This is a genomic window from Fictibacillus nanhaiensis, assembly GCF_049537595.1.
In the GTDB taxonomy this organism is placed as follows: Bacteria; Bacillota; Bacilli; order Bacillales; family Fictibacillaceae; genus Fictibacillus; species Fictibacillus nanhaiensis_F.
In genome coordinates this window covers 903,352-921,321 of sequence record NZ_JBMULM010000001.1, presented here as the reverse complement: position 1 = coordinate 921,321, position 17,970 = coordinate 903,352, and the positions used below count along the sequence as shown (strand labels likewise).

General features: G+C 40.6%; 20 protein-coding genes and 1 other annotated feature. Of the genes, 2 read left to right on the top strand and 18 right to left on the bottom strand.

Going from position 1 to position 17,970, the window contains the following annotated elements; genetic code table 11:
- Positions 1-282: 282 nt before the first annotated feature.
- The 9 genes from ACOZ9X_RS04510 to nadB form a co-directional block, all read right to left on the bottom strand.
- Positions 283-474: a DUF2905 domain-containing protein gene (locus ACOZ9X_RS04510; protein WP_066396501.1), complete on the bottom strand. Its 192-nt coding sequence runs from the start codon at positions 472-474 to the stop codon at positions 283-285.
- The gene (ruvB, locus tag ACOZ9X_RS04505) at positions 471-1,472 is read right to left on the bottom strand and encodes a Holliday junction branch migration DNA helicase RuvB (RefSeq protein ID WP_423417181.1); all 1,002 of its coding nucleotides are present in this window, start codon (positions 1,470-1,472) and stop codon (positions 471-473) included. The genes ACOZ9X_RS04510 and ruvB overlap by 4 nt, the downstream gene beginning before the upstream one ends.
- Before the next feature lie 14 nt (positions 1,473-1,486).
- Positions 1,487-2,080 carry a Holliday junction branch migration protein RuvA gene (gene ruvA / locus ACOZ9X_RS04500; RefSeq protein ID WP_423417180.1) on the bottom strand — a complete coding sequence of 198 codons (594 nt, stop codon included), beginning with the start codon at positions 2,078-2,080 and terminating at the stop codon, positions 1,487-1,489.
- A 209-nt stretch (positions 2,081-2,289) separates the two neighbouring features.
- Positions 2,290-2,877, bottom strand: a complete 588-nt coding sequence (locus tag ACOZ9X_RS04495) for a YhcN/YlaJ family sporulation lipoprotein (protein ID WP_423417179.1) — start codon at positions 2,875-2,877, stop codon at positions 2,290-2,292.
- Between the two features lie 72 nt (positions 2,878-2,949).
- The gene (locus ACOZ9X_RS04490) at positions 2,950-3,867 is read right to left on the bottom strand and encodes a hypothetical protein (protein ID WP_423417178.1); all 918 of its coding nucleotides are present in this window, start codon (positions 3,865-3,867) and stop codon (positions 2,950-2,952) included.
- Between the two features lie 55 nt (positions 3,868-3,922).
- Positions 3,923-5,530 (bottom strand): LysM peptidoglycan-binding domain-containing protein, encoded by a 1,608-nt coding sequence (locus ACOZ9X_RS04485; RefSeq protein ID WP_423417177.1) that lies wholly within the window; start codon positions 5,528-5,530, stop codon positions 3,923-3,925.
- Positions 5,531-5,666: 136 nt separating this feature from the next.
- Entirely contained in the window at positions 5,667-6,764 is a 1,098-nt protein-coding gene (gene nadA, locus ACOZ9X_RS04480; protein ID WP_423417176.1) for a quinolinate synthase NadA, read from the bottom strand.
- Entirely contained in the window at positions 6,739-7,599 is an 861-nt protein-coding gene (nadC, locus tag ACOZ9X_RS04475) for a carboxylating nicotinate-nucleotide diphosphorylase (RefSeq protein WP_423418220.1), read from the bottom strand. Before nadC ends, nadA begins: the two co-directional genes overlap by 26 nt.
- Positions 7,553-9,133: an L-aspartate oxidase gene (gene nadB / locus ACOZ9X_RS04470; protein ID WP_423417175.1), complete on the bottom strand. Its 1,581-nt coding sequence runs from the start codon at positions 9,131-9,133 to the stop codon at positions 7,553-7,555. The genes nadC and nadB overlap by 47 nt, the downstream gene beginning before the upstream one ends.
- 97 nt (positions 9,134-9,230) lie before the next feature.
- Here nadB and ACOZ9X_RS04465 point away from each other — a divergent pair, with 97 nt between their 5' ends.
- Both ACOZ9X_RS04465 and ACOZ9X_RS04460 read left to right on the top strand, forming a co-directional pair.
- Positions 9,231-10,382 (top strand): IscS subfamily cysteine desulfurase, encoded by a 1,152-nt coding sequence (locus tag ACOZ9X_RS04465; protein ID WP_423417174.1) that lies wholly within the window; start codon positions 9,231-9,233, stop codon positions 10,380-10,382.
- The gene (locus tag ACOZ9X_RS04460; protein WP_423417173.1) at positions 10,379-10,906 is read left to right on the top strand and encodes a transcription repressor NadR; all 528 of its coding nucleotides are present in this window, start codon (positions 10,379-10,381) and stop codon (positions 10,904-10,906) included. The genes ACOZ9X_RS04465 and ACOZ9X_RS04460 overlap by 4 nt, the downstream gene beginning before the upstream one ends.
- A gap of 38 nt (positions 10,907-10,944) precedes the next feature.
- Here the strand turns inward: ACOZ9X_RS04460 and ACOZ9X_RS04455 are convergent, their stop codons facing one another.
- From ACOZ9X_RS04455 to ACOZ9X_RS04415, 9 genes are all read right to left on the bottom strand, one after another.
- Complete coding sequence (locus tag ACOZ9X_RS04455; RefSeq protein WP_066396518.1) at positions 10,945-11,391, bottom strand: ACT domain-containing protein; 447 nt, start codon at positions 11,389-11,391, stop codon at positions 10,945-10,947.
- A 116-nt stretch (positions 11,392-11,507) separates the two neighbouring features.
- The gene (gene obgE / locus ACOZ9X_RS04450) at positions 11,508-12,794 is read right to left on the bottom strand and encodes a GTPase ObgE (protein ID WP_066396520.1); all 1,287 of its coding nucleotides are present in this window, start codon (positions 12,792-12,794) and stop codon (positions 11,508-11,510) included.
- Between the two features lie 18 nt (positions 12,795-12,812).
- Positions 12,813-13,349: a Spo0B domain-containing protein gene (locus tag ACOZ9X_RS04445; protein WP_171005400.1), complete on the bottom strand. Its 537-nt coding sequence runs from the start codon at positions 13,347-13,349 to the stop codon at positions 12,813-12,815.
- 128 nt (positions 13,350-13,477) lie between these two features.
- Positions 13,478-13,768, bottom strand: coding sequence for a 50S ribosomal protein L27 (rpmA, locus tag ACOZ9X_RS04440; protein WP_066239506.1), 291 nt, complete (start codon positions 13,766-13,768; stop codon positions 13,478-13,480).
- The gene (locus tag ACOZ9X_RS04435; protein WP_416729088.1) at positions 13,761-14,114 is read right to left on the bottom strand and encodes a ribosomal-processing cysteine protease Prp; all 354 of its coding nucleotides are present in this window, start codon (positions 14,112-14,114) and stop codon (positions 13,761-13,763) included. The genes rpmA and ACOZ9X_RS04435 overlap by 8 nt, the downstream gene beginning before the upstream one ends.
- 5 nt (positions 14,115-14,119) lie before the next feature.
- Positions 14,120-14,428, bottom strand: coding sequence for a 50S ribosomal protein L21 (rplU, locus tag ACOZ9X_RS04430; RefSeq protein WP_066396525.1), 309 nt, complete (start codon positions 14,426-14,428; stop codon positions 14,120-14,122).
- A 14-nt stretch (positions 14,429-14,442) separates the two neighbouring features.
- Positions 14,443-14,515 (bottom strand) — a sequence feature (ribosomal protein L21 leader region).
- Positions 14,516-14,561: 46 nt separating this feature from the next.
- Positions 14,562-16,037, bottom strand: a complete 1,476-nt coding sequence (locus tag ACOZ9X_RS04425; protein WP_423417172.1) for an Rne/Rng family ribonuclease — start codon at positions 16,035-16,037, stop codon at positions 14,562-14,564.
- 41 nt (positions 16,038-16,078) lie between these two features.
- Positions 16,079-16,930, bottom strand: a complete 852-nt coding sequence (locus tag ACOZ9X_RS04420) for a site-2 protease family protein (RefSeq protein WP_423417171.1) — start codon at positions 16,928-16,930, stop codon at positions 16,079-16,081.
- Positions 16,923-17,654, bottom strand: coding sequence for a peptidoglycan DD-metalloendopeptidase family protein (locus tag ACOZ9X_RS04415; RefSeq protein WP_423417170.1), 732 nt, complete (start codon positions 17,652-17,654; stop codon positions 16,923-16,925). The genes ACOZ9X_RS04420 and ACOZ9X_RS04415 overlap by 8 nt, the downstream gene beginning before the upstream one ends.
- Positions 17,655-17,970: the final 316 nt, after the last annotated feature.

The following is a 17,970-nucleotide window of genomic DNA, read 5'->3' as shown; positions in this document are numbered from 1 at the left end:
TTGATTGGAACGCAGGGTGCGAAACTCCTGCGGGATCAGTGGGACAGTTCAAAAAGCGAGAGTGGCTCGTTCAGCTCCGACAAGCGAAAGGCGAACGGTCTAAGAAGGCGTTTGTTTGCCTTCATGACCGATTGACTTTTGACCTCGAGGAGCTAGCCACTGTAGCTAGACAGGTGAGACTCCTAAAAGCGCATAGCGCTAGGAGGCTCACCGCACACCCCGCGGAAAGCGAGCAACCCGGAGTGGAAATCAACCACTTCAAGAACAAAGTTGCATAACTTTCTATTTAAATCGACCTATGATCATGAAGATCAAGGAAAGTACAACACTGATGATAATGGACGTCATGATCGGAAAATAAACGGTCGTGTTTCCTTTTTTCCAAACCATATCACCAGGAAGTTTACCTATATACGTCCCTACTAATCCTATAATAATTAGAACGATTCCTGCAACGATTAACAGTCGGTTCAATCCGCGGACGCCTCCAGTCCAAAATATTGATAGGCATGTTCTGTAACCATGCGTCCACGTGGAGTACGTTGTAAAAAACCAATCTGAAGAAGATAAGGCTCATAAACATCTTCAATCGTCATCGATTCTTCACCTATTGTAGCCGAAATGGTCTCTAGACCTACAGGACCGCCTTTATACGTGTGAATGATCCCTAGTAATAATTTATGGTCAATATGGTCTAAACCTAAACGGTCTACTTGCAGAAGCTCTAAAGCTTTTTGACAGATTGGCAAAGAAATCGTATCCTTACCTTCAACCTGTACAAAATCTCTCACACGACGTAACAAACGGTTTGCGATCCTCGGTGTACCTCTTGATCTTCTCGCGATCTCTTCAGCAGATAGGTCATCTACTCTTACCCCAAAGACATCACCTGTACGCCTTACGATCTCACCCAGCTCATCCGGCTTATAATATTCTAGCCTTGCGAGTACGCCGAAACGATCTCGGAGAGGAGCTGATAAAGAACCTGCTCTTGTGGTCGCGCCAATCAATGTGAAAGGAGGCAAATCTAATCTCACAGATCTGGCAACCTCTCCTTTTCCGATCACGATATCTAAACAAAAATCTTCCATTGCCGAATATAGAATCTCTTCTATGGCACGAGATAATCGGTGAATTTCATCGATAAACAACACATCGCCTGGTTCTAACGATGTTAGGATGGCTGCCAAGTCACCAGGCCGTTCAATAGCTGGTCCACTTGTTGTTCTCAAGTTAACTTCCATCTCGTTTGCAATGATCGATGCCAACGTTGTCTTCCCTAGACCAGGAGGACCGTACAACAGGACATGATCAAGAGGTTCGTTGCGAAGTTTTGCAGCTTTAATAAAAATCCGCAAATTATCCTTTACGGAGGTTTGTCCAATATACTCGTCTAATAGTTCAGGGCGCAGGCTTAACTCGATATTTGCTTCATCTTGACGTTCCTCTGAAGAAACAATTCTCTCTTCCATACATCCTCACGTCCTTATGAATTTATTAACTTCTTTAATGCCGCTTTAACATATTCGTTTGCTGACATCTTTTCTTTTTTCAGATCCGGAAGAATTTTTTGGATTTCTTTTCTGCCATAACCTAAGACAGCAAGAGCTTCAAGTGCTTCGTCAAGTTCATCACTCTCTGGTTCAACATCTGCGAAAAGGCCATCCGTGAATTCTACATCTGCGAAGATAGAGATTTTCCCTTTCAGATCTAAAATCATCTGACGTGCGGTCTTCTTTCCTACACCAGGAAACTTTGTTAGGAACTTTTCATCTTCTTGTTCGATCGCATTGACTACCTGTTCAGGCTGACCAAAGGCAACAATCGCTAACGCTCCCTTTGGACCGATTCCAGACACGTTCAATAATTTTAAAAACAAGTCGCGTTCTTTTCTATTCTTAAAACCATAAAGTGCCAGTATATCCTCACGAACATATTGATACGTATATACCGTTTTTTGATCGTTTAATTTATAAATAAATGGGTTTGGACATAAAATTTTATATCCGACTCCATTATTGTTGATAACAATATATTCTGCCGTTATGTAATCTACATTTCCAGAAATACTTTCAATCAAATTCTTCTCTCCCTAACGCTAAACACGAGCGTATGTTTCTATTGCTTATTGTATCATAGGCTCTCCCTTAATTCCTTATAAAAAGTGAATTTGATTACTTTGTGAACATCAGTTGAAGACGTATTTTTTGTACACTTGTAGATGGCGTTTAAAAACAACAAAAAAAGAACTGTACAAAAGTTGATTTAACTTCTGACAGTTCTTTTATACTAGCGGTTGTTTTCGAAAGGACGTTTTATCGCATTTCCAAGGTCACTGCCGGCATTTACGATATCGTTGCTGATTCCGCGAACATCTGATTCAACTTCCGTGTAAGCACGGCCATCTCGCAGATCGTTATCAACGTTCTCAATGCGGTTAACCATATCTCGATCAGCTACAATTTTCACATCACGATTGGGTGCCAATTTAGAAGTGGTCTCTCTAACTTTGTTAGTTAGTTCTGTCCTCTTCTTATTATCCGTGTCTATTCCTACAATGACGTTGTTATCCTCAAGAATAACGTGAGCATCGTCTACACCCCGGATGTCATTGACATTTTTCGCAATACGTTCAGCAAGTTTACCATCATAGTCTTCATGGTAAGTTGCCGTATGATCATTTACATCTCGATCAGCCATATCAGTTATGAATCCATTACCACGGTCAAGATCACCACGATTATCTCCCTCATTGGAGTAGTAGCCAATCGGTCGAACATCGTTGTCATTCTTATCCTGTGATTCATTTACACCATTACAGCCTACAAGACCTACTGCTAGGATTGTTACGGTAAGTGATTTCCCTAAAAAGTTCAATGGAAAAACCTCCTTTCACCATTAGCTTGGCAGAAGAAGGCACTAATTAATCTGTTAAATGTAGGATGATTGTTAACTCATCCTCTTCATTATCTTTTCAACAAATTTTTTTCTGTGAGAAAAATCTCGCAACGTAAACCTTGTTACGGCTTCAATCATTTCCTTGTCACCCGTTTTAAGAGCCCTATTCCATTCTCGATAGAGGTCTGTAGGAAATACTAAGCAAATAACAAACCACTTTTTAGTAAAACATTTTAAGAAATCTTCATTCCCAAGCTCCTCCATCTTAGCGTAAGACCAATACCAAAACGGTAAGATTCGATTTGCATACTGCAGCCAATCAAAAGCTTGAGGAACTGCTGCAAAAAGGTCAAAGTCAATCAGATACGTGTCTCTATCTTTATACTTTACAAAATTATGTGGAGCAACATCGCCATGTGTAATTTCTTTTTTCTTATATGCTTTTTTCTCCAGCGTTTTTACAGCTTCATGATCGAAATGATTTAAGCTCCATTCTCCCCACATTATGATTTCAGAAATTAAAGGTTGCATCTGATGATTCCAATTTGCAGATCGTGCATGAAATTTAAAGGCGTCCAATCTGTCACTCCATTTTTTAAACAAAGAATATGAAGACAATTGTTCATAGAGTGGTACCGGTATATGTTTTGAGAAAGAATGAAAACGGCTGATCGCATCAACTCCAGCTTTTACATCTTCCTTTTTGCCAAAGTGAAGACCTTCTCCTTTATAAAACGGCATGATTGCCCAAATGTATTTTCCGAATTGAACGGTTTTTTTCTGATTTGGAAATGCCGTATAAGTGCCCATAATCCTTGGCTTTTGCCCATGATACAGTTTAGAGAGCTTTAATTGTTTGTTGCAAGTTTCCGATCTGTTGAACCCTTTTAAAACAAATTTCCCTTGTTTGGTTTTTATCCAGATAACGTTCTCTCGAAAAAAACCAAAGTCAAGCACATCAAGACTCATTTCATTCATCTTTTTTAAAAAAAGACGATCCCCTTGGAAATCGTCCCTTACGTCCCTATTCATCGTCTTCCGTTTCTTCCGTAAAATTCTCATCTATTTCACGATATTGAGCTTGTGTATAAGGGTTAGGCATACCTTGTGGCATCTGTTGAGGCATCCCAGGCATTCCTCCGCCCTGCGGCATCATACTCATCTGGCCCATTCCTGGCATTCCTCCACCTTGTGGCATCATACCCATCTGGCCCATTCCTGGCATTCCACCTCCTTGTGGCATCATACCCATCTGGCCCATTCCTGGCATGCCTCCACCCTGTGGCATCATGCCCATCTGTGGCATTCCTGGCATGCCTCCACCCTGTGGCATCATACCCATCTGTGGCATTCCTGGCATGCCCCCACCTTGTGGCATCATGCCCATCTGACCCAACTGTGGCATTCCTGGCATTCCGCCTCCTTGAGGCATCATACCCATCCCCATTTGACCCATCTGTGGCATTCCTGGCATTCCGCCTCCTTGAGGCATCATACCCATTCCCGTTTGACCCATCTGTGGCATTCCACTAAATCCTTGTGGCATACCCATAGGCATCATGCCCATTGATCCTGGCTGTTGCATTCCCATTTGCATATCTTGCATTTGTTGACCGCCAGGTGTATATTCCCCGGAAGGCATTTGATCCATATCTGAATCAGGATACTCTCCAAAAGGCATTGAACCACCCTGCTGCATACTACCTCCACCTTGTTGACCACCTTGAGGGTATCCGCCACCATAGAGTTGTGGCATTCCGCTGAACCCTTGTGGCGGCATCATTCCATAGCCCTGTGGCATTTGAGAATAGGTTTGTGGTTTAGGAAACATTGGCGGCATAGAACCATACATGTTCTGCATCATTCCAGATGATTCTTCCATTAAAAATGGATGTTTATTTGGCGCGTAGCCGTCTTTTCCTGCATATATCCCGTGCTTGCTCGCCACATTTGGTTGGTTTGGCATATTAGGTTGGTTTGCCATGTTTGGCTGGTTTGCCATGTTTGGCTGGTTTGCTATGTTTGGTTGATTTGCCATATTTGGCATATTCGCTATGTTTGGTTGCTGATTTGGGTATCCCATTGGAACATAATGCCCTAGATTTGAGGACTCCACCATTCCAGCGAAATCTTTATCATGAATAGGTGCCATAGGCTGCTTCATCGGCGCTTTCATCGGTTGATCTTTTAACATTGGAACATCTTTTTTCATTGGTGAATCCTTTTTCATAGGAACATCTTTTTTCAACGGTGCATCCTTTTTCATCGGAGCATCTTTCTTTTCCATCTTTGTTGGTGCTGGTTTTAATGGCGCAGGCTTCATTGGTGCTGGTTTCATTGGTGCTGGTTTCATTTCTTGTTTTACCGGAGCTGGTTTCTTTGGTGCTGGCTTAACTGGTGCTGGCTTCGGAGCCTCTTGTACAGGTGCAACCGGTTTTTCTTTAACCGGTACAATAGGCTGTTCTTTCTTCATACCTGGCATCTTGATCGGGATTTTAATCTTTTCCCCCCGTTCAATTACATCTGTTTTGGAGAACCCTGGATTTGCTTTTCTTAATTCATTTACAGGTACATCATATTTTTCAGCGATTTTGTCGAGTGTGTCCCCTTTTTGCACAATGTGTATTCTCACGCTGCAAAACTCCCTCCTGCCAAATTTCCTTACAGTATATGAACATTTGGGCATATTGCTACATCGTATTAGAAGTGACATTATTCCTTTATCAATTTATGCCTCATAAAAGGAGGTTATGACAGGGGGAGAAACACTACATCATTCGATTCAATGCTGTGATTGCATATTTTTTTGTTTCTTCATCTACTTTAATAACGTTTTCTACATGTCCGTCTACTATATTTTCAAGCGCCCATAAAAGGTGTGGCAGATCAATTCGGTTCATCGTAAGGCACGGGCATAGATTCGGGTTTAATGAAACGATTCTCTTGTCATTGAATTGTTGAGCAAGTCTGTTCACTAGATTCATCTCTGTTCCTACAGCCCAGCTTGTTCCTGGTGCTGCATGTTTGATCGTCTCAATAATAAAATGAGTAGATCCGTTCAAGTCACTAGCTCTTACAACCTCATGTGTACATTCTGGATGAACAATAATCTGGAACTCCGAACGATTTTCTCTAAAGTCGGCAATCTGACCCACTGTAAACTTTTCATGAACAGAACAATGGCCTTTCCATAGGATCACTTTAATTTGTTCAATATCCGTACCTTCATAGATCAATCGGTTTGAGATCGGATCCCAGATCGCCATATCTTCTAGTGCTATACCAAGATCAAATGCAGTATTTCTTCCTAAATGCTGATCCGGAAGAAACAGCAATCTTTCTTTTTGACCGAAAGCCCAGCTTACCATCTCTTTAGCGTTTGAAGAAGTTACTGTAGCCCCTCCATTCTTCCCACAGAACGCTTTTATCTCCGCTGTTGAGTTCACATAAGTAAGTGGCAGAATCGAATCACCGAAAAGCTTTTGAAGTTCAACCCAAGCTCTCTCGGTCTGATGAATATTCGCCATATCCGCCATCGAGCAGCCCGCTTTCAGATCTGGCAGAATGACCGTTTGATTGTCAGTACTCAACATGTCAGCTGTTTCAGCCATGAAGTGGACACCGCAGAATACGATAAAGTCAGCATCTTTATTCTCTGCTGAAATTTTTGCAAGCTGAAGAGAGTCACCTGTAACATCAGCAAATTGAACGATTTCATCTTTTTGATAATGATGAGCAGGAAGGAACAAACGCGTTCCTAAACTGCTTTTAATCTCGTGAACCCTAGCTTCCATTTCTTCAACTGACATGGTGCTATATCGATCTGGTAATACATTTGTTTTAGAAAACGTTTTTAATAAAGTCATGTTTTACAACTCCTTTAATATTCATGCTAATATCTAGTGCTTTATAAGAGTGAGTTAAGTAACCGAGAGAAATGTAGTCAACACCGGTTTCACTATACTTCTTAATCTCATCCAGTGTAATCCCACCAGAGGCTTCCGTTATAATACTTGAAGGTACATGTGTAAGTCTTTGTTTAATCTCTTCGGGGCTGCAATTATCAAACATGATAATATCCGCTCCAGCTAAGACGGCTTCAATCACTTGTTCTTCCGTCTCTGTTTCTACTTCTATCTTTACGGTGTGCCCACACTTTTTACGCGCCGTTTCAACCGCTTCTTGAATAGAAGGAAATCCCGCTAAGTGATTATCCTTTAGCATTACGGTATCGTAAAGTCCAAAACGGTGGTTGTATCCTCCTCCACATCGGACCGCATACTTTTCAAACATTCTTAATCCTGGTGTAGTCTTTCTGGTATCACAAATACGAGTTTCCCCTTCACAACAAGAGACTGCTTTAGCAGTGATCGACGCTATACCTGACAGACGTTGCAGAAGGTTTAGTATGACTCTTTCACCAGATAGAACACTCTGTCTTCTACCCGTGATTTCAGCTAATACTGTTCCTGCATCAAACTTTTCTCCTTCGTTGACAAAAGTACTCGTTTGTATACTGCTATCAATCAATTCATATCCTATAGATAGAATTTGTCCACCAGCCATTATTCCATTTTCTTTCGCCATAATCGTTGCGGTTACTTCTGTATGATCTTCAAAAAGAGACGCTGACAAGTCTCCTGATCCAATATCTTCAATTAAAAATTCCTGCAGCTGTTTTTTCAGCAATAATGGATTCATCATGCCACAAACTCCTTATTATTTTTTTTGAGTTCCATTCATTATTCTGAGAAGGAAAATCATTGCGATAATGACTTCCTCTGCTTTCTTCTCTCTTCAGGCAACTTGTTACTGTCAACCATGCGATGGTCTGCATATTGAACCTTTTGATAACAGTGAGGGGTTCTTTGAGCAGTTCTGTTCTCCACGATCGGAGGTCTAGGGTTTTTGCAGCATTTTTCAATTCTTTTTCACTTCTGATGATGCCCGCATATTTATCCATAAGACGTCGAATCTCTTCTTCTTGCAAAAGTTTTGGAAGCTGAATAGATTTCTCATCGGTCGACATCTTTCTTTTTACAATTGCAGGCCGCGTATCCGTTACCTCTGAAGAAAGAATACTCTTTGCTGCTTCTTTTGCAAAAACTGCTCCTTCAAGAAGAGAATTACTCGCTAATCGATTTGCACCATGTACACCCGTATTCGCGCACTCTCCTATCGCATACAGCCCTCGCAATGAGGTCTTTCCAGTTCGCTCTGTAACGATTCCACCCATCGTAAAATGCGCACCAGGAGATACAGGTATCAATCCTTTATTCAAATCGATACCAGCTTTCTCGCAAAGCATCGTCACCCCAGGAAATTTACTTTTAAATTCTTTAATCGAAGAAATATCCAAGAAAACTCTCTCACCGTTAACGTGAATCTCTTGAAAGAGTCTCTTAGATACGATATCTCGCGGTGCAAGGTCTTTTAACGGATGAACATCCTCCATAAATGGAACACCACTCGAATTGACCAATATTCCACCCTGGCCGCGAACAGCTTCGGTGATCAATCCTGCTGGTACTCTTCCTGATAAAAGGGTTGGATGGAATTGGACAAACTCCAAGTCAGAAAGTTCTACGCCGGCTCGGTAAGCCATGCATAGAACGCTCCCATCCGATCCATATGCATTTGAGGTCGTTCCATAGATTCCCGCATAACCTCCACCTGCTAATATTGTATTTTCAGCTTGAAAAATCGTGGTTTGATTTTCGTCATCCTTACAATACACACCGATACACTTTTGATCTTGTATGATTAAGTCAACTGCATATTGATGGCTGACCATCTTAACCTTTTTTCTTACTCGCCGAATTAAAGCTTCAATCACTTTTTTACCTGTTTGATCTCCTCCAGCATGAACAATACGGTTTCGATGGTGTCCGCCTTCTTTACCCAGCATAAAAGAACCGTTCTCATGTCTGTCAAAACTTACTCCCCATTCAGTCAGTGTACGAACGACACTCTCGCCTTCTTTCACAAGTTGTTTGACCGCCTCTTGGTCGTTATGATGGTGCCCCGCCTTGAGAGTATCTAAAAAATGCTCCGCCCAAGAGTCTTCTTTATCTATTGCTGCAGAAATGCCACCTTGAGCTAAAAATGAATTTGATTTCTCTGCAGAAAACTTTGTGATAACTATCACATTCTTATGCGAACTTAAATATTCAGCAGCCATTAATCCAGCGATTCCTCCGCCGATAATTAAAACATCTGCTTCTATATGTTTCATAAACACAAAACACCTCAACTTTACACGTGTCTTGACACCTATATTTACATAGATTTAAACTAGATACAACTATTTTATTAAAACTGAGGTGGAAACCTTGATATATCTTGATTATGCAGCAACTACACCAATGTCTGATTCAGCGCTTAACGCTTTCGTACAAACTTCAAAAACGTATTTCCAAAATACAGAGAGTCTTCACGAGGGTGGTCTGGCAGCTCGCGATTTATTGGAGCATGCTCGGTGTTCTTTAGCTGACTTGTTAGGTAAAGAAAGTGAGGGAATCTATTTTACTGGTGGCGGATCTGATGGTAATTTTCTGGCTATTACTTCTTTAGCACATGGAGCAAACGATAAAGGTAAACACATTATTTCATCAAATATCGAACACCCTTCTGTTGATTATGTACTAAAATTCTTAGAGAAGAGTGGGTATGAGATAACTAGAATACCCGTACAAAAAAATGGAAAGATATCGATTAATACGCTGCTGTCCTCAATTCGACCAGATACCACTCTTGTCACCATTCAGCATGTGAACAGTGAGACAGGGATCGTACAGAATATTAAAGAGATCAGTGAACGATTAAAAGAACGTGATGTTTTGTTTCATAGCGATTGTGTTCAATCATTCGGAAAATGGGATAATAGTTATTTTCGTTCTATGTCTATTGATGCTTTTACTATGTCTGCACACAAGGTAAACGGACCAAAAGGAACCGGTGCTGTATACATTTCTCCATCCGTTCACATAGCTCCTCTTCTAGCTGAAGTCACACATGAACGGGGATTCCGAGCAGGTACCGTTGATCTCCCGTCAGTAACAGCTTTTGTAACAGCAGCAGAAGAGGCATTTCAACTACAGCATGAACACTATCAGCATGCTGTTAACATGCGAAAACTACTTTTATCGTCTATACTTATAAATAAGAACATAGTCTTTGAAGGCTTTGATGACAGCTCTCCTTTCATCATTCCAATCCGAGCTAAAGGGATGGAAGGTCAGATTATGATGCAAGAACTTGATCGTTTAAAAATCGCTGTTTCAACAGGATCAGCATGCAAGAATGGACAGCAGGCACCTTCTAAAACTTTACTTGCACTTGGAAGAACTGAGAGTGAAGCTCATGAATTAGTGAGAGTATCGACCAGTCATCAAACAACTTCTGAAGAAATCACTTTACTTGGCAAAGCACTTATTGAAATAACAAATACATTCAGATCCGTTAGTGAGGTAATAACAAGATGAGTAACGAGAAATTAAAAGGTGATGAGAGACGTTCGCAGCTCATAGCTTGGTTAATGAGCGCTGACAAGCCACTTAGTGGTTCTATTCTCGCCTCGAAAACGAATGTTAGTAGACAGGTAATCGTACAAGACATGTCCCTTTTAAAAGCAAGCGGTGAGCCGATAATGGCAACAGCTCAAGGTTATATTTACCTAAAGAACGACTCAAACAAACAGTACTCTCGCGTGATTGCTTCCAATCATCCACCAGAAGAAACGACAAACGAACTCTTAACAATCGTAGATTACGGAGTTACAGTCGAAGATGTGACGGTTGAACACCCTGTCTATGGGGATATAAAAGCTTCACTCAAACTCTCAACTCGTAAGGATGTTGAAGATTTGATCAAACGCCTAAGAGAAACAAATGCCAGCCTTCTAAGTGAATTAACAGAAGGCATCCACATGCACACTCTTTCATCAGATTCTGAAGAGAAACTTGATAAGGTTTGTGGTGCCTTAAAGGAAAAAGGCTTCTTATTATAAGCAAAAAAATCCCTAGCTGTATCAGCCAGGGATTTTTTTCATGCGCCAGTTCCTACTACTTCAACTCGTTCCACTGTTTCCATCCGGTTCAAAGTGCTCAACAAGTCCTTCATATCTCCTTGAAGCATGTTCGTTTCAATCGTCAATGTAATATGAGCACGCCCTTGCAAGGGAATCGTCTGATTGATCGTTAATACGTTACATCCTTGCGAAGCAACTACTGTTAACAAGCTTGACAGGGCACCGGATCTGTCTTCAAGGTGGAGCGAAAGTGTAATGATCTTTTCTTTTACCATCGTATGAAACGGAAAGATACCATCGCGATATTTATAAAATGCACTTCTGCTCAAACCCACTTTTTCTGCGGCTTCTGCTACTGTTTTTACTTTTCCTCGTTCTAAGAGAGACTTTGCTTCCAGCGCTTTTTGCATAGATTCAGACAAAACATCTTCTCTTACCATATAATATTGCTGGTCATTTTTCATTTGGCTTTCCTCCGGTGACTTTCTTACCTTTATTATAATAGGATTGGCTTCCTATGTCTATCTCACACGGACATTTGTATAAAATAAAGACAGCCTACACGGTAGGCTGCCTACTTTTAATCGATAAATTCAAACTCATATTTGAGGATTCGAACAACATCGCCATGCTCTGCTCCACGATCACGTAAAGCTTGGTCTACACCAAGAGTACGCATCTGTCTTGCAAAACGCTTTGTTGCCTCTTCTCGAGAAAAGTCTGTCATCTTGAACAGCTTTTCAATCTTCGGACCATTGATAACAAAAATACCTGCAGGGTCACGAGTAATATAGAAACCAGCATCTTCTTTTTCATGCTTGTATAGAACTCTTTGCTGTTCCCCACCATCATCATGAATCAGTGGGAACTCAGGTGTTACCTCAAGAGTATCTGCTGTTGTGAAAAGTACTTCTCTGATACCTTGACGTGAAATCGCAGAAATTGGGAATACTTTAACGTCTTCTCCCACTTTTTCTTTAAAAATCTCAAGGTTTTCTTCAGCACCTGGAATGTCCATTTTGTTTGCTAGAACTATCTGTGGACGTTCCATCAATCGCATGTTGTACTGATTAAGTTCATCGTTAATTTTCACGAAATCATCATAAGGATCTCGCCCTTCCATTCCAGACATGTCGATAACATGTAGAATAACACGTGTTCGTTCAATATGTCTTAAGAATTGATGACCAAGTCCAATACCTTCGTGAGCACCTTCGATCAAACCTGGAAGGTCAGCCATTACAAAGCTTCTTCCATCTTCAACAGCAACAACTCCTAAGTTAGGAGTGATCGTTGTAAAATGGTACTCGGCAATTTTCGGCTTTGCAGCTGAAACAATGGATAAGAAAGTTGATTTCCCAACGCTTGGGAACCCTACTAATCCTACGTCAGCTAAGACTTTTAATTCTAATGTTACTTCTCGTTCTTCACCTGGTTCACCGTTCTCAGCAATTTCTGGAGCCGGATTTGCAGGAGTAGCAAAACGAGTGTTTCCACGGCCGCCTCTACCGCCTTTAGCGACGATCGCTTGTTGCTGATGATGCACAAGGTCAGCAATCGTCTCTCCTGTGTTAGCATCTGTCACGACAGTGCCCGGAGGAACTTTAACAATCATATCGTTCGCTTTTTTTCCATGCATGCCCTTAGACATACCATGTTCACCTCGAGGGGCTTTAAAATGACGGTTGTAACGAAAATCCATTAGCGTACGTAATCCTTCTTCTACTTCAAAAATTACGTTTGCTCCTTTTCCTCCGTCACCACCTGCAGGACCACCGTCTGGAACGTATTTTTCACGGCGAAATGCAACCATACCGTTTCCGCCGTCACCTGCTTTTAAATAAATCTTGACCTGATCGACAAACATTTCATTCTCCTCCTTCCATTAGGAAGTTAACTGAATATCAAAATAACACTTATTTTCCTGATTATAGCTTTCGATGAGTAACATGCTTTTATGTGTTGAAAAAATATTTCTCAATACTTCATACGTATCCTTCTCATCTGTTAGCATCCCTTGAAAGGTATAACAAACTCGAAGAGCTGCAGGATCAAATGTAACAGTAAGTGAGTATTCATCATAACCCGAAATGGAATTATTCAACACATCACATACTTCTTTCGTCGTATGTAACAATTCCTCTTCAAATAAGCTGAAATCCCCGCTTTCACCATTTACTTTTCCATACAATTTCACCGGATGCTTCAACCAGTTATATGTTAATAAGTACTCCGATAAATTCGGGGTTTTCAGGTTAGAGATTCTTGATTCTTCCCGTGATAGTTCAATAACTTCATTCATAATCTCTTTTGCCCGCTCTGTGCGGCCAAGTGATAGGTTTGCTTTAATAAGCTGTAGCTGGTTAAGCCAGTCATGCCTGGCGTGGCGCAAAAGATCGACAGTTGTCCATTTGTTTGACATCATCGCACTCCTAGCCTTTCCTTTTAATAGGGCTATACCTTACACCAACAAATTTAGCGCAGTACTTAATACTCTAACAAAGCAAAGAAAAAACTCTAACCAATCTGGTTAGAGTTTTCATCTCCCTCTTACGCTTCTTGCGCGATTGGGTAAACACTTACCTTTTTGCGGTCACGGCCATAACGTTCGAAACGTACAACTCCGTCTACCTTAGCAAATAGTGTGTCATCTCCGCCTTTACCTACGTTTGTACCAGGATAGATCTTAGTACCACGTTGACGGTAAAGAATTGAACCACCAGAAACGAATTGTCCATCAGCACGCTTAGCGCCTAGACGCTTAGACTGTGAGTCACGACCATTCTTTGTGCTACCTACCCCTTTTTTAGAGGCAAAGTATTGAAGGTTTAATTTAAGCATTCGTTGCACCTCCTTCATGTTCAGTCAATTTTATATACTCGCTGTATCCTTCTTCAATTGAAGCAAGGGATACAACCATGCCTTCCAAAAGCCACTGTGTTTTTTGATGTATAGAATCATTAAGATTCCCCGGTACGTTTAACGTTAGAAAACCACCATCTTCATGAGTAGTTACTTCTGGCTCATAGCCGCAAAGTTTTTCTATTGCATTGATCGTACCGAACGACACCGCTGTAGCTGCTGCACAAACCAAATCTTGGCCATGTGGAGCGTAATCAGCATGTCCTTCCATCGTAAACGAAAGTATGTCTTGATCTTTGTTCCTGTATATAGAAACTAGAATCATGAGAATTACCCGTTAATTTTTTCAATCACAACTTTTGTGTATGGTTGACGGTGTCCTTGCTTACGACGATAGTTCTTCTTCGCCTTAAACTTGTAGACAACCACTTTTTCGCCACGGCCATGTTTTTCAACTGTTGCCGTAACTGTAGCACCTTCAACTAAAGGAGCTCCTACTTTCAAGCTATCTCCACCTACCATCAATACATCCTCGAATGTTACTGACGCTCCAGCTTCAACATCTAGTTTTTCAACATAGATCGCTTGACCTTCTTCAACTCGAACTTGCTTACCACCAGTTTGAATAATTGCGTACATCAACGTGCACCTCCTCTTATACTCAGACTCGCCATCCCAGGTGTATATAAAATACTTAAAACCTGGTCTGTGCGGTTGGAGCGGGTGCTCCAAACACTAACGAAAAAAGGATACCATGTTTGGCACCCTCATGTCAATGTGAATCTTTCAACATCCTGCTTCTTATTTCATCTATTTTTCCTGATTGTCTGACTACCATTTCCCGGTTTGACGAACCGATAGATACAATCACAGAAATTTCATGCTGTTTTTCTAGATGCTTCAGTTTTTCAGGGTTTTTCTTCAACCAATCAGAAAAGTGGCGTGGCACATCAATCCATAAGGCGTCATTGTCTTCGTATGTGTATTCTTTCATTAAACGATCCATCTCATAATAAAAGGTTTCAGGGCGAAGAATATATCCATCCATCATATGGCGATCAAACTTTGTAGCAAGAGTCTCAAGTATTGAAGGTCTTTCTTTTTTTCTAGTCATCTCAAACAAACCCATTTGCGTAAAGCCATGCAAAATCATAGTAGCAGAATCTTTTCTTAAAGCTTCACGCATAATTTTGTGGACTTGTTCTTTGTCTTCGTTTGATTGCATGGTAATAAAATCAATGACGATCATGCCAGCAATGTTACGTAGTCGAAGCTGTTTCATAATTTCATTTGCAGCGATCTTATTTGTTTCAACTATAGTCTTGGAGCGATCTTTTTTTCCAGTGAACTTACCAGTATTTACATCAATCACAGTTAGAGCTTCTGTCACATTAAAATATAGAGAAGACCCATTCTTCAACCATATAAGCGGTGATAGAGTTTTTTCTATATCTGTTTCAATTCCTAATTTACGAAAAAGGGGTTCTTTTTCGTTGTACAACTTAACTTTGAATGGATTTTGAAAAGAAGCCGCATACTCTTTGACATGATGATAAGTATTATAGTCATCCACTAAAATTTCTTCGACGTGAGGATTGAGCCATCTCTCTAAAAGTGGATAGAAAAAATATGGTTGTACAATTAGGGCAGGTGCTTTTTTGGCATCAAAGTTCTTTTGTACTTCATTTAACTGTCTTCTCAGGCTCTCAAGCTCTTGATTCATTTCTGCTTCAGGAAATTCTTCGCAACCCGTTCGAATGATCAATCCTTCGTTACTATTTATGACAGAATCTCCCCAGGCCTGCAGCTTTGCGCGATGAGATTCTTTTATTTTTTTTGATATACCAATGTGAGGCGTGAAAGGAAAATAAACGAGCAGATGCCCTGTAAACGAGATGAGGGCCGTTAATTTGGCACCCTTATCTCCAGTCTCTTCTTTAACGACTTGTACAAGGATAGATTCCCCTTCTTTTATAAGATTTGATATGGATACTTTCTTTTGCTCTTCACCAGAAAGCTGTTGATAAGCAGGCAGATCGTCTTTATGAAGAAAGCCATTCTTGCTCGTTCCAATATCTACAAACACTGCTTGCATACCCGGTAATACTTTTTGTACTTTACCTTTATAGATGTTTCCTGTTGACGGACTTTTGGTTGGTCTATGAACGGCACATTCAATCAGTTTTTCATTCTCCATTAAAGCCGTTCGTTTTTCCATTCCTATCGCATTGATTACTACACGCTGCATCGTTCCATTCACATCTCCCTGTTTTTTGCTCTGTATCTATTCTAACGAAAAACTTTTCCAATTGCACACTCAGGAGAATGATTATGAAAATAAGCTTCTAAGAGTTGCTTTTCATTGATTGTTGTAGGATTAAAGTTCTTGATGACGATAGAATGCGAAACTCCTTTTACTAGTTGATGGGTGACTTTTGAGAGTGACCATGTAGGAGGAACGATAAGCGTACGGGTATCTCTAACGTTTGATTGTTGTAATCTGTTCAGCAAGAATCGCATGAAAACATAATGTCTGCTGCGCCATTCAAGAATATGAGCTAACCCTAAGAAAAGACAGATTACCCAAAGGTTTAAGTGTGATGGCTGTAATGAAATCTGCCAAACACTACAAATTAGTAACAATACCCCGGAACCTATTAAAAACTTCTGTTGCGCTTCCCTGTATGGAACCCATTTCGAGACAAACGCAAATAACACTTTTCCACCATCCAGTGGCCATATTGGAAGAAGATTAAATAAGAAAAGCGTTAGATTCAAAATAAAAAACCAATAGAAATCATCAGGAGAGATGATGTTCGACAGATTTAAGACATAAGCAACGCCTGTAAGCCAAATGTGCTGAAGCGGACCTAGAACAGCCACCCACACCTCCTCATGAAACGGACGTGTTCCATGTTCTTCAACTACTGCCGCTCCTCCAAATGGAAGAAGGTCTATTCTTGAAACTCTCCAATTAAAAAGACGGGCACCAGCAAAATGACCCATCTCATGAATTAGAACTACGAAAAACCAAACGATGATCTCCCTAAAGTGCCCTGTATAGACTGCACCAAAAATGACAACCCAAAAGGCGGGATTGATCTTTATTTTTCGTATGAATTCGATTATTAATTTAATCAATATCAATCACCTTACTAGGATCAATAAAGCTCTTGTCTTTTTTTATCGCAAAATAAAATTTACCCGACTTCCCATCTTTGCTCTCTGACACTTTACCTAATCGCGTTCCACTCTCTACGTAATTGTAAAGTTTTATGGACTTATCAATTTCCTTAAGATCTCCATACCACGATTCTTGTTCATCTGCGTGTTGAATAATTACCGTATATCCGTGATCTTCTTTTTTCCCAGCATAAACAATGTAACCACTTTTCGCTGTTTCAACATCTTCTTCTTTACCTGTTTCGATAACAATTCCTTTGCCGTTTGTACTAAACGTCTCGTAAACTTTCCCATCTGCAGGAACAGCAAATACTTCACTGACTTCTTCTGATTTCTTTTCTTTCTGTAACTTATCTTTTGGGAACAAGGCTAGCGGTTTCCCAAATTTATCTTCATACCAATCTTTTGCAGCCGCAAACTGAAACTCATCTTGATAGACGTGTTTGATAAACTTTTGTGCCTGTACGGTATGATCATTATTATTCTTAAATGCGATTCCTACTATTAAGAATAAGATAATTGAAAACATGATCTGCATTAACATGGCATGACGGTTGAATAGAGGATGAGATTTTTCCGGTACGTCCCTGGATGGGATAACCGAGCTGCTACTTTCTTTTGAACTGCCGTTCTTAGAAATATTACCGTACTTCTTTCGGATTTCATCTGCTCTATTTTTCATAACCGTTCCTCCATTTTTCTCATATATGTACATCCTATGACTTGTCCGTTGGAGATATGAGTAAATGGTTTGATGATTTGTGCAGCATGAAAATTAAAAGTTTATGAGAACTCAACTGCTTTAGTAAGTAGTTGAGTTCCGCTCCAGGTTGCTCGCTTTCCATGGGGCGAACGGTGAGCCTCCTGCCGCTTCACGCCGTTAGGAGTCTCCACCTGACCGCTCGTCCCATAGGAGTCGGCAACCTTCCGCTCCAATCAACTTGCATATGTTGCAAAAGAAGAAATCCAAAAGCTCCAAATACATCGAGATTGGAATG

Bases quoted from the DNA above. Each gene is read 5' to 3' on its own strand.
- ruvB (WP_423417181.1), bottom strand. From the start codon at position 1,472: ATGGAAGAGAGAATTGTTTCTTCAGAGGAACGTCAAGATGAAGCAAAT.
- ACOZ9X_RS04490 (WP_423417178.1), bottom strand. From the start codon at position 3,867: ATGAGTCTTGATGTGCTTGACTTTGGTTTTTTTCGAGAGAACGTTATC.
- nadA (WP_423417176.1), bottom strand. From the start codon at position 6,764: ATGACTTTATTAAAAACGTTTTCTAAAACAAATGTATTACCAGATCGA.
- nadC (WP_423418220.1), bottom strand. From the start codon at position 7,599: ATGAATCCATTATTGCTGAAAAAACAGCTGCAGGAATTTTTAATTGAA.
- nadB (WP_423417175.1), bottom strand. From the start codon at position 9,133: ATGAAACATATAGAAGCAGATGTTTTAATTATCGGCGGAGGAATCGCT.
- ACOZ9X_RS04460 (WP_423417173.1), top strand. From the start codon at position 10,379: ATGAGTAACGAGAAATTAAAAGGTGATGAGAGACGTTCGCAGCTCATA.
- ACOZ9X_RS04455 (WP_066396518.1), bottom strand. From the start codon at position 11,391: ATGAAAAATGACCAGCAATATTATATGGTAAGAGAAGATGTTTTGTCT.
- obgE (WP_066396520.1), bottom strand. From the start codon at position 12,794: ATGTTTGTCGATCAGGTCAAGATTTATTTAAAAGCAGGTGACGGCGGA.
- ACOZ9X_RS04445 (WP_171005400.1), bottom strand. From the start codon at position 13,349: ATGTCAAACAAATGGACAACTGTCGATCTTTTGCGCCACGCCAGGCAT.
- rpmA (WP_066239506.1), bottom strand. From the start codon at position 13,768: ATGCTTAAATTAAACCTTCAATACTTTGCCTCTAAAAAAGGGGTAGGT.
- ACOZ9X_RS04435 (WP_416729088.1), bottom strand. From the start codon at position 14,114: ATGATTCTAGTTTCTATATACAGGAACAAAGATCAAGACATACTTTCG.
- rplU (WP_066396525.1), bottom strand. From the start codon at position 14,428: ATGTACGCAATTATTCAAACTGGTGGTAAGCAAGTTCGAGTTGAAGAA.
- ACOZ9X_RS04425 (WP_423417172.1), bottom strand. From the start codon at position 16,037: ATGCAGCGTGTAGTAATCAATGCGATAGGAATGGAAAAACGAACGGCT.
- ACOZ9X_RS04415 (WP_423417170.1), bottom strand. From the start codon at position 17,654: ATGAAAAATAGAGCAGATGAAATCCGAAAGAAGTACGGTAATATTTCT.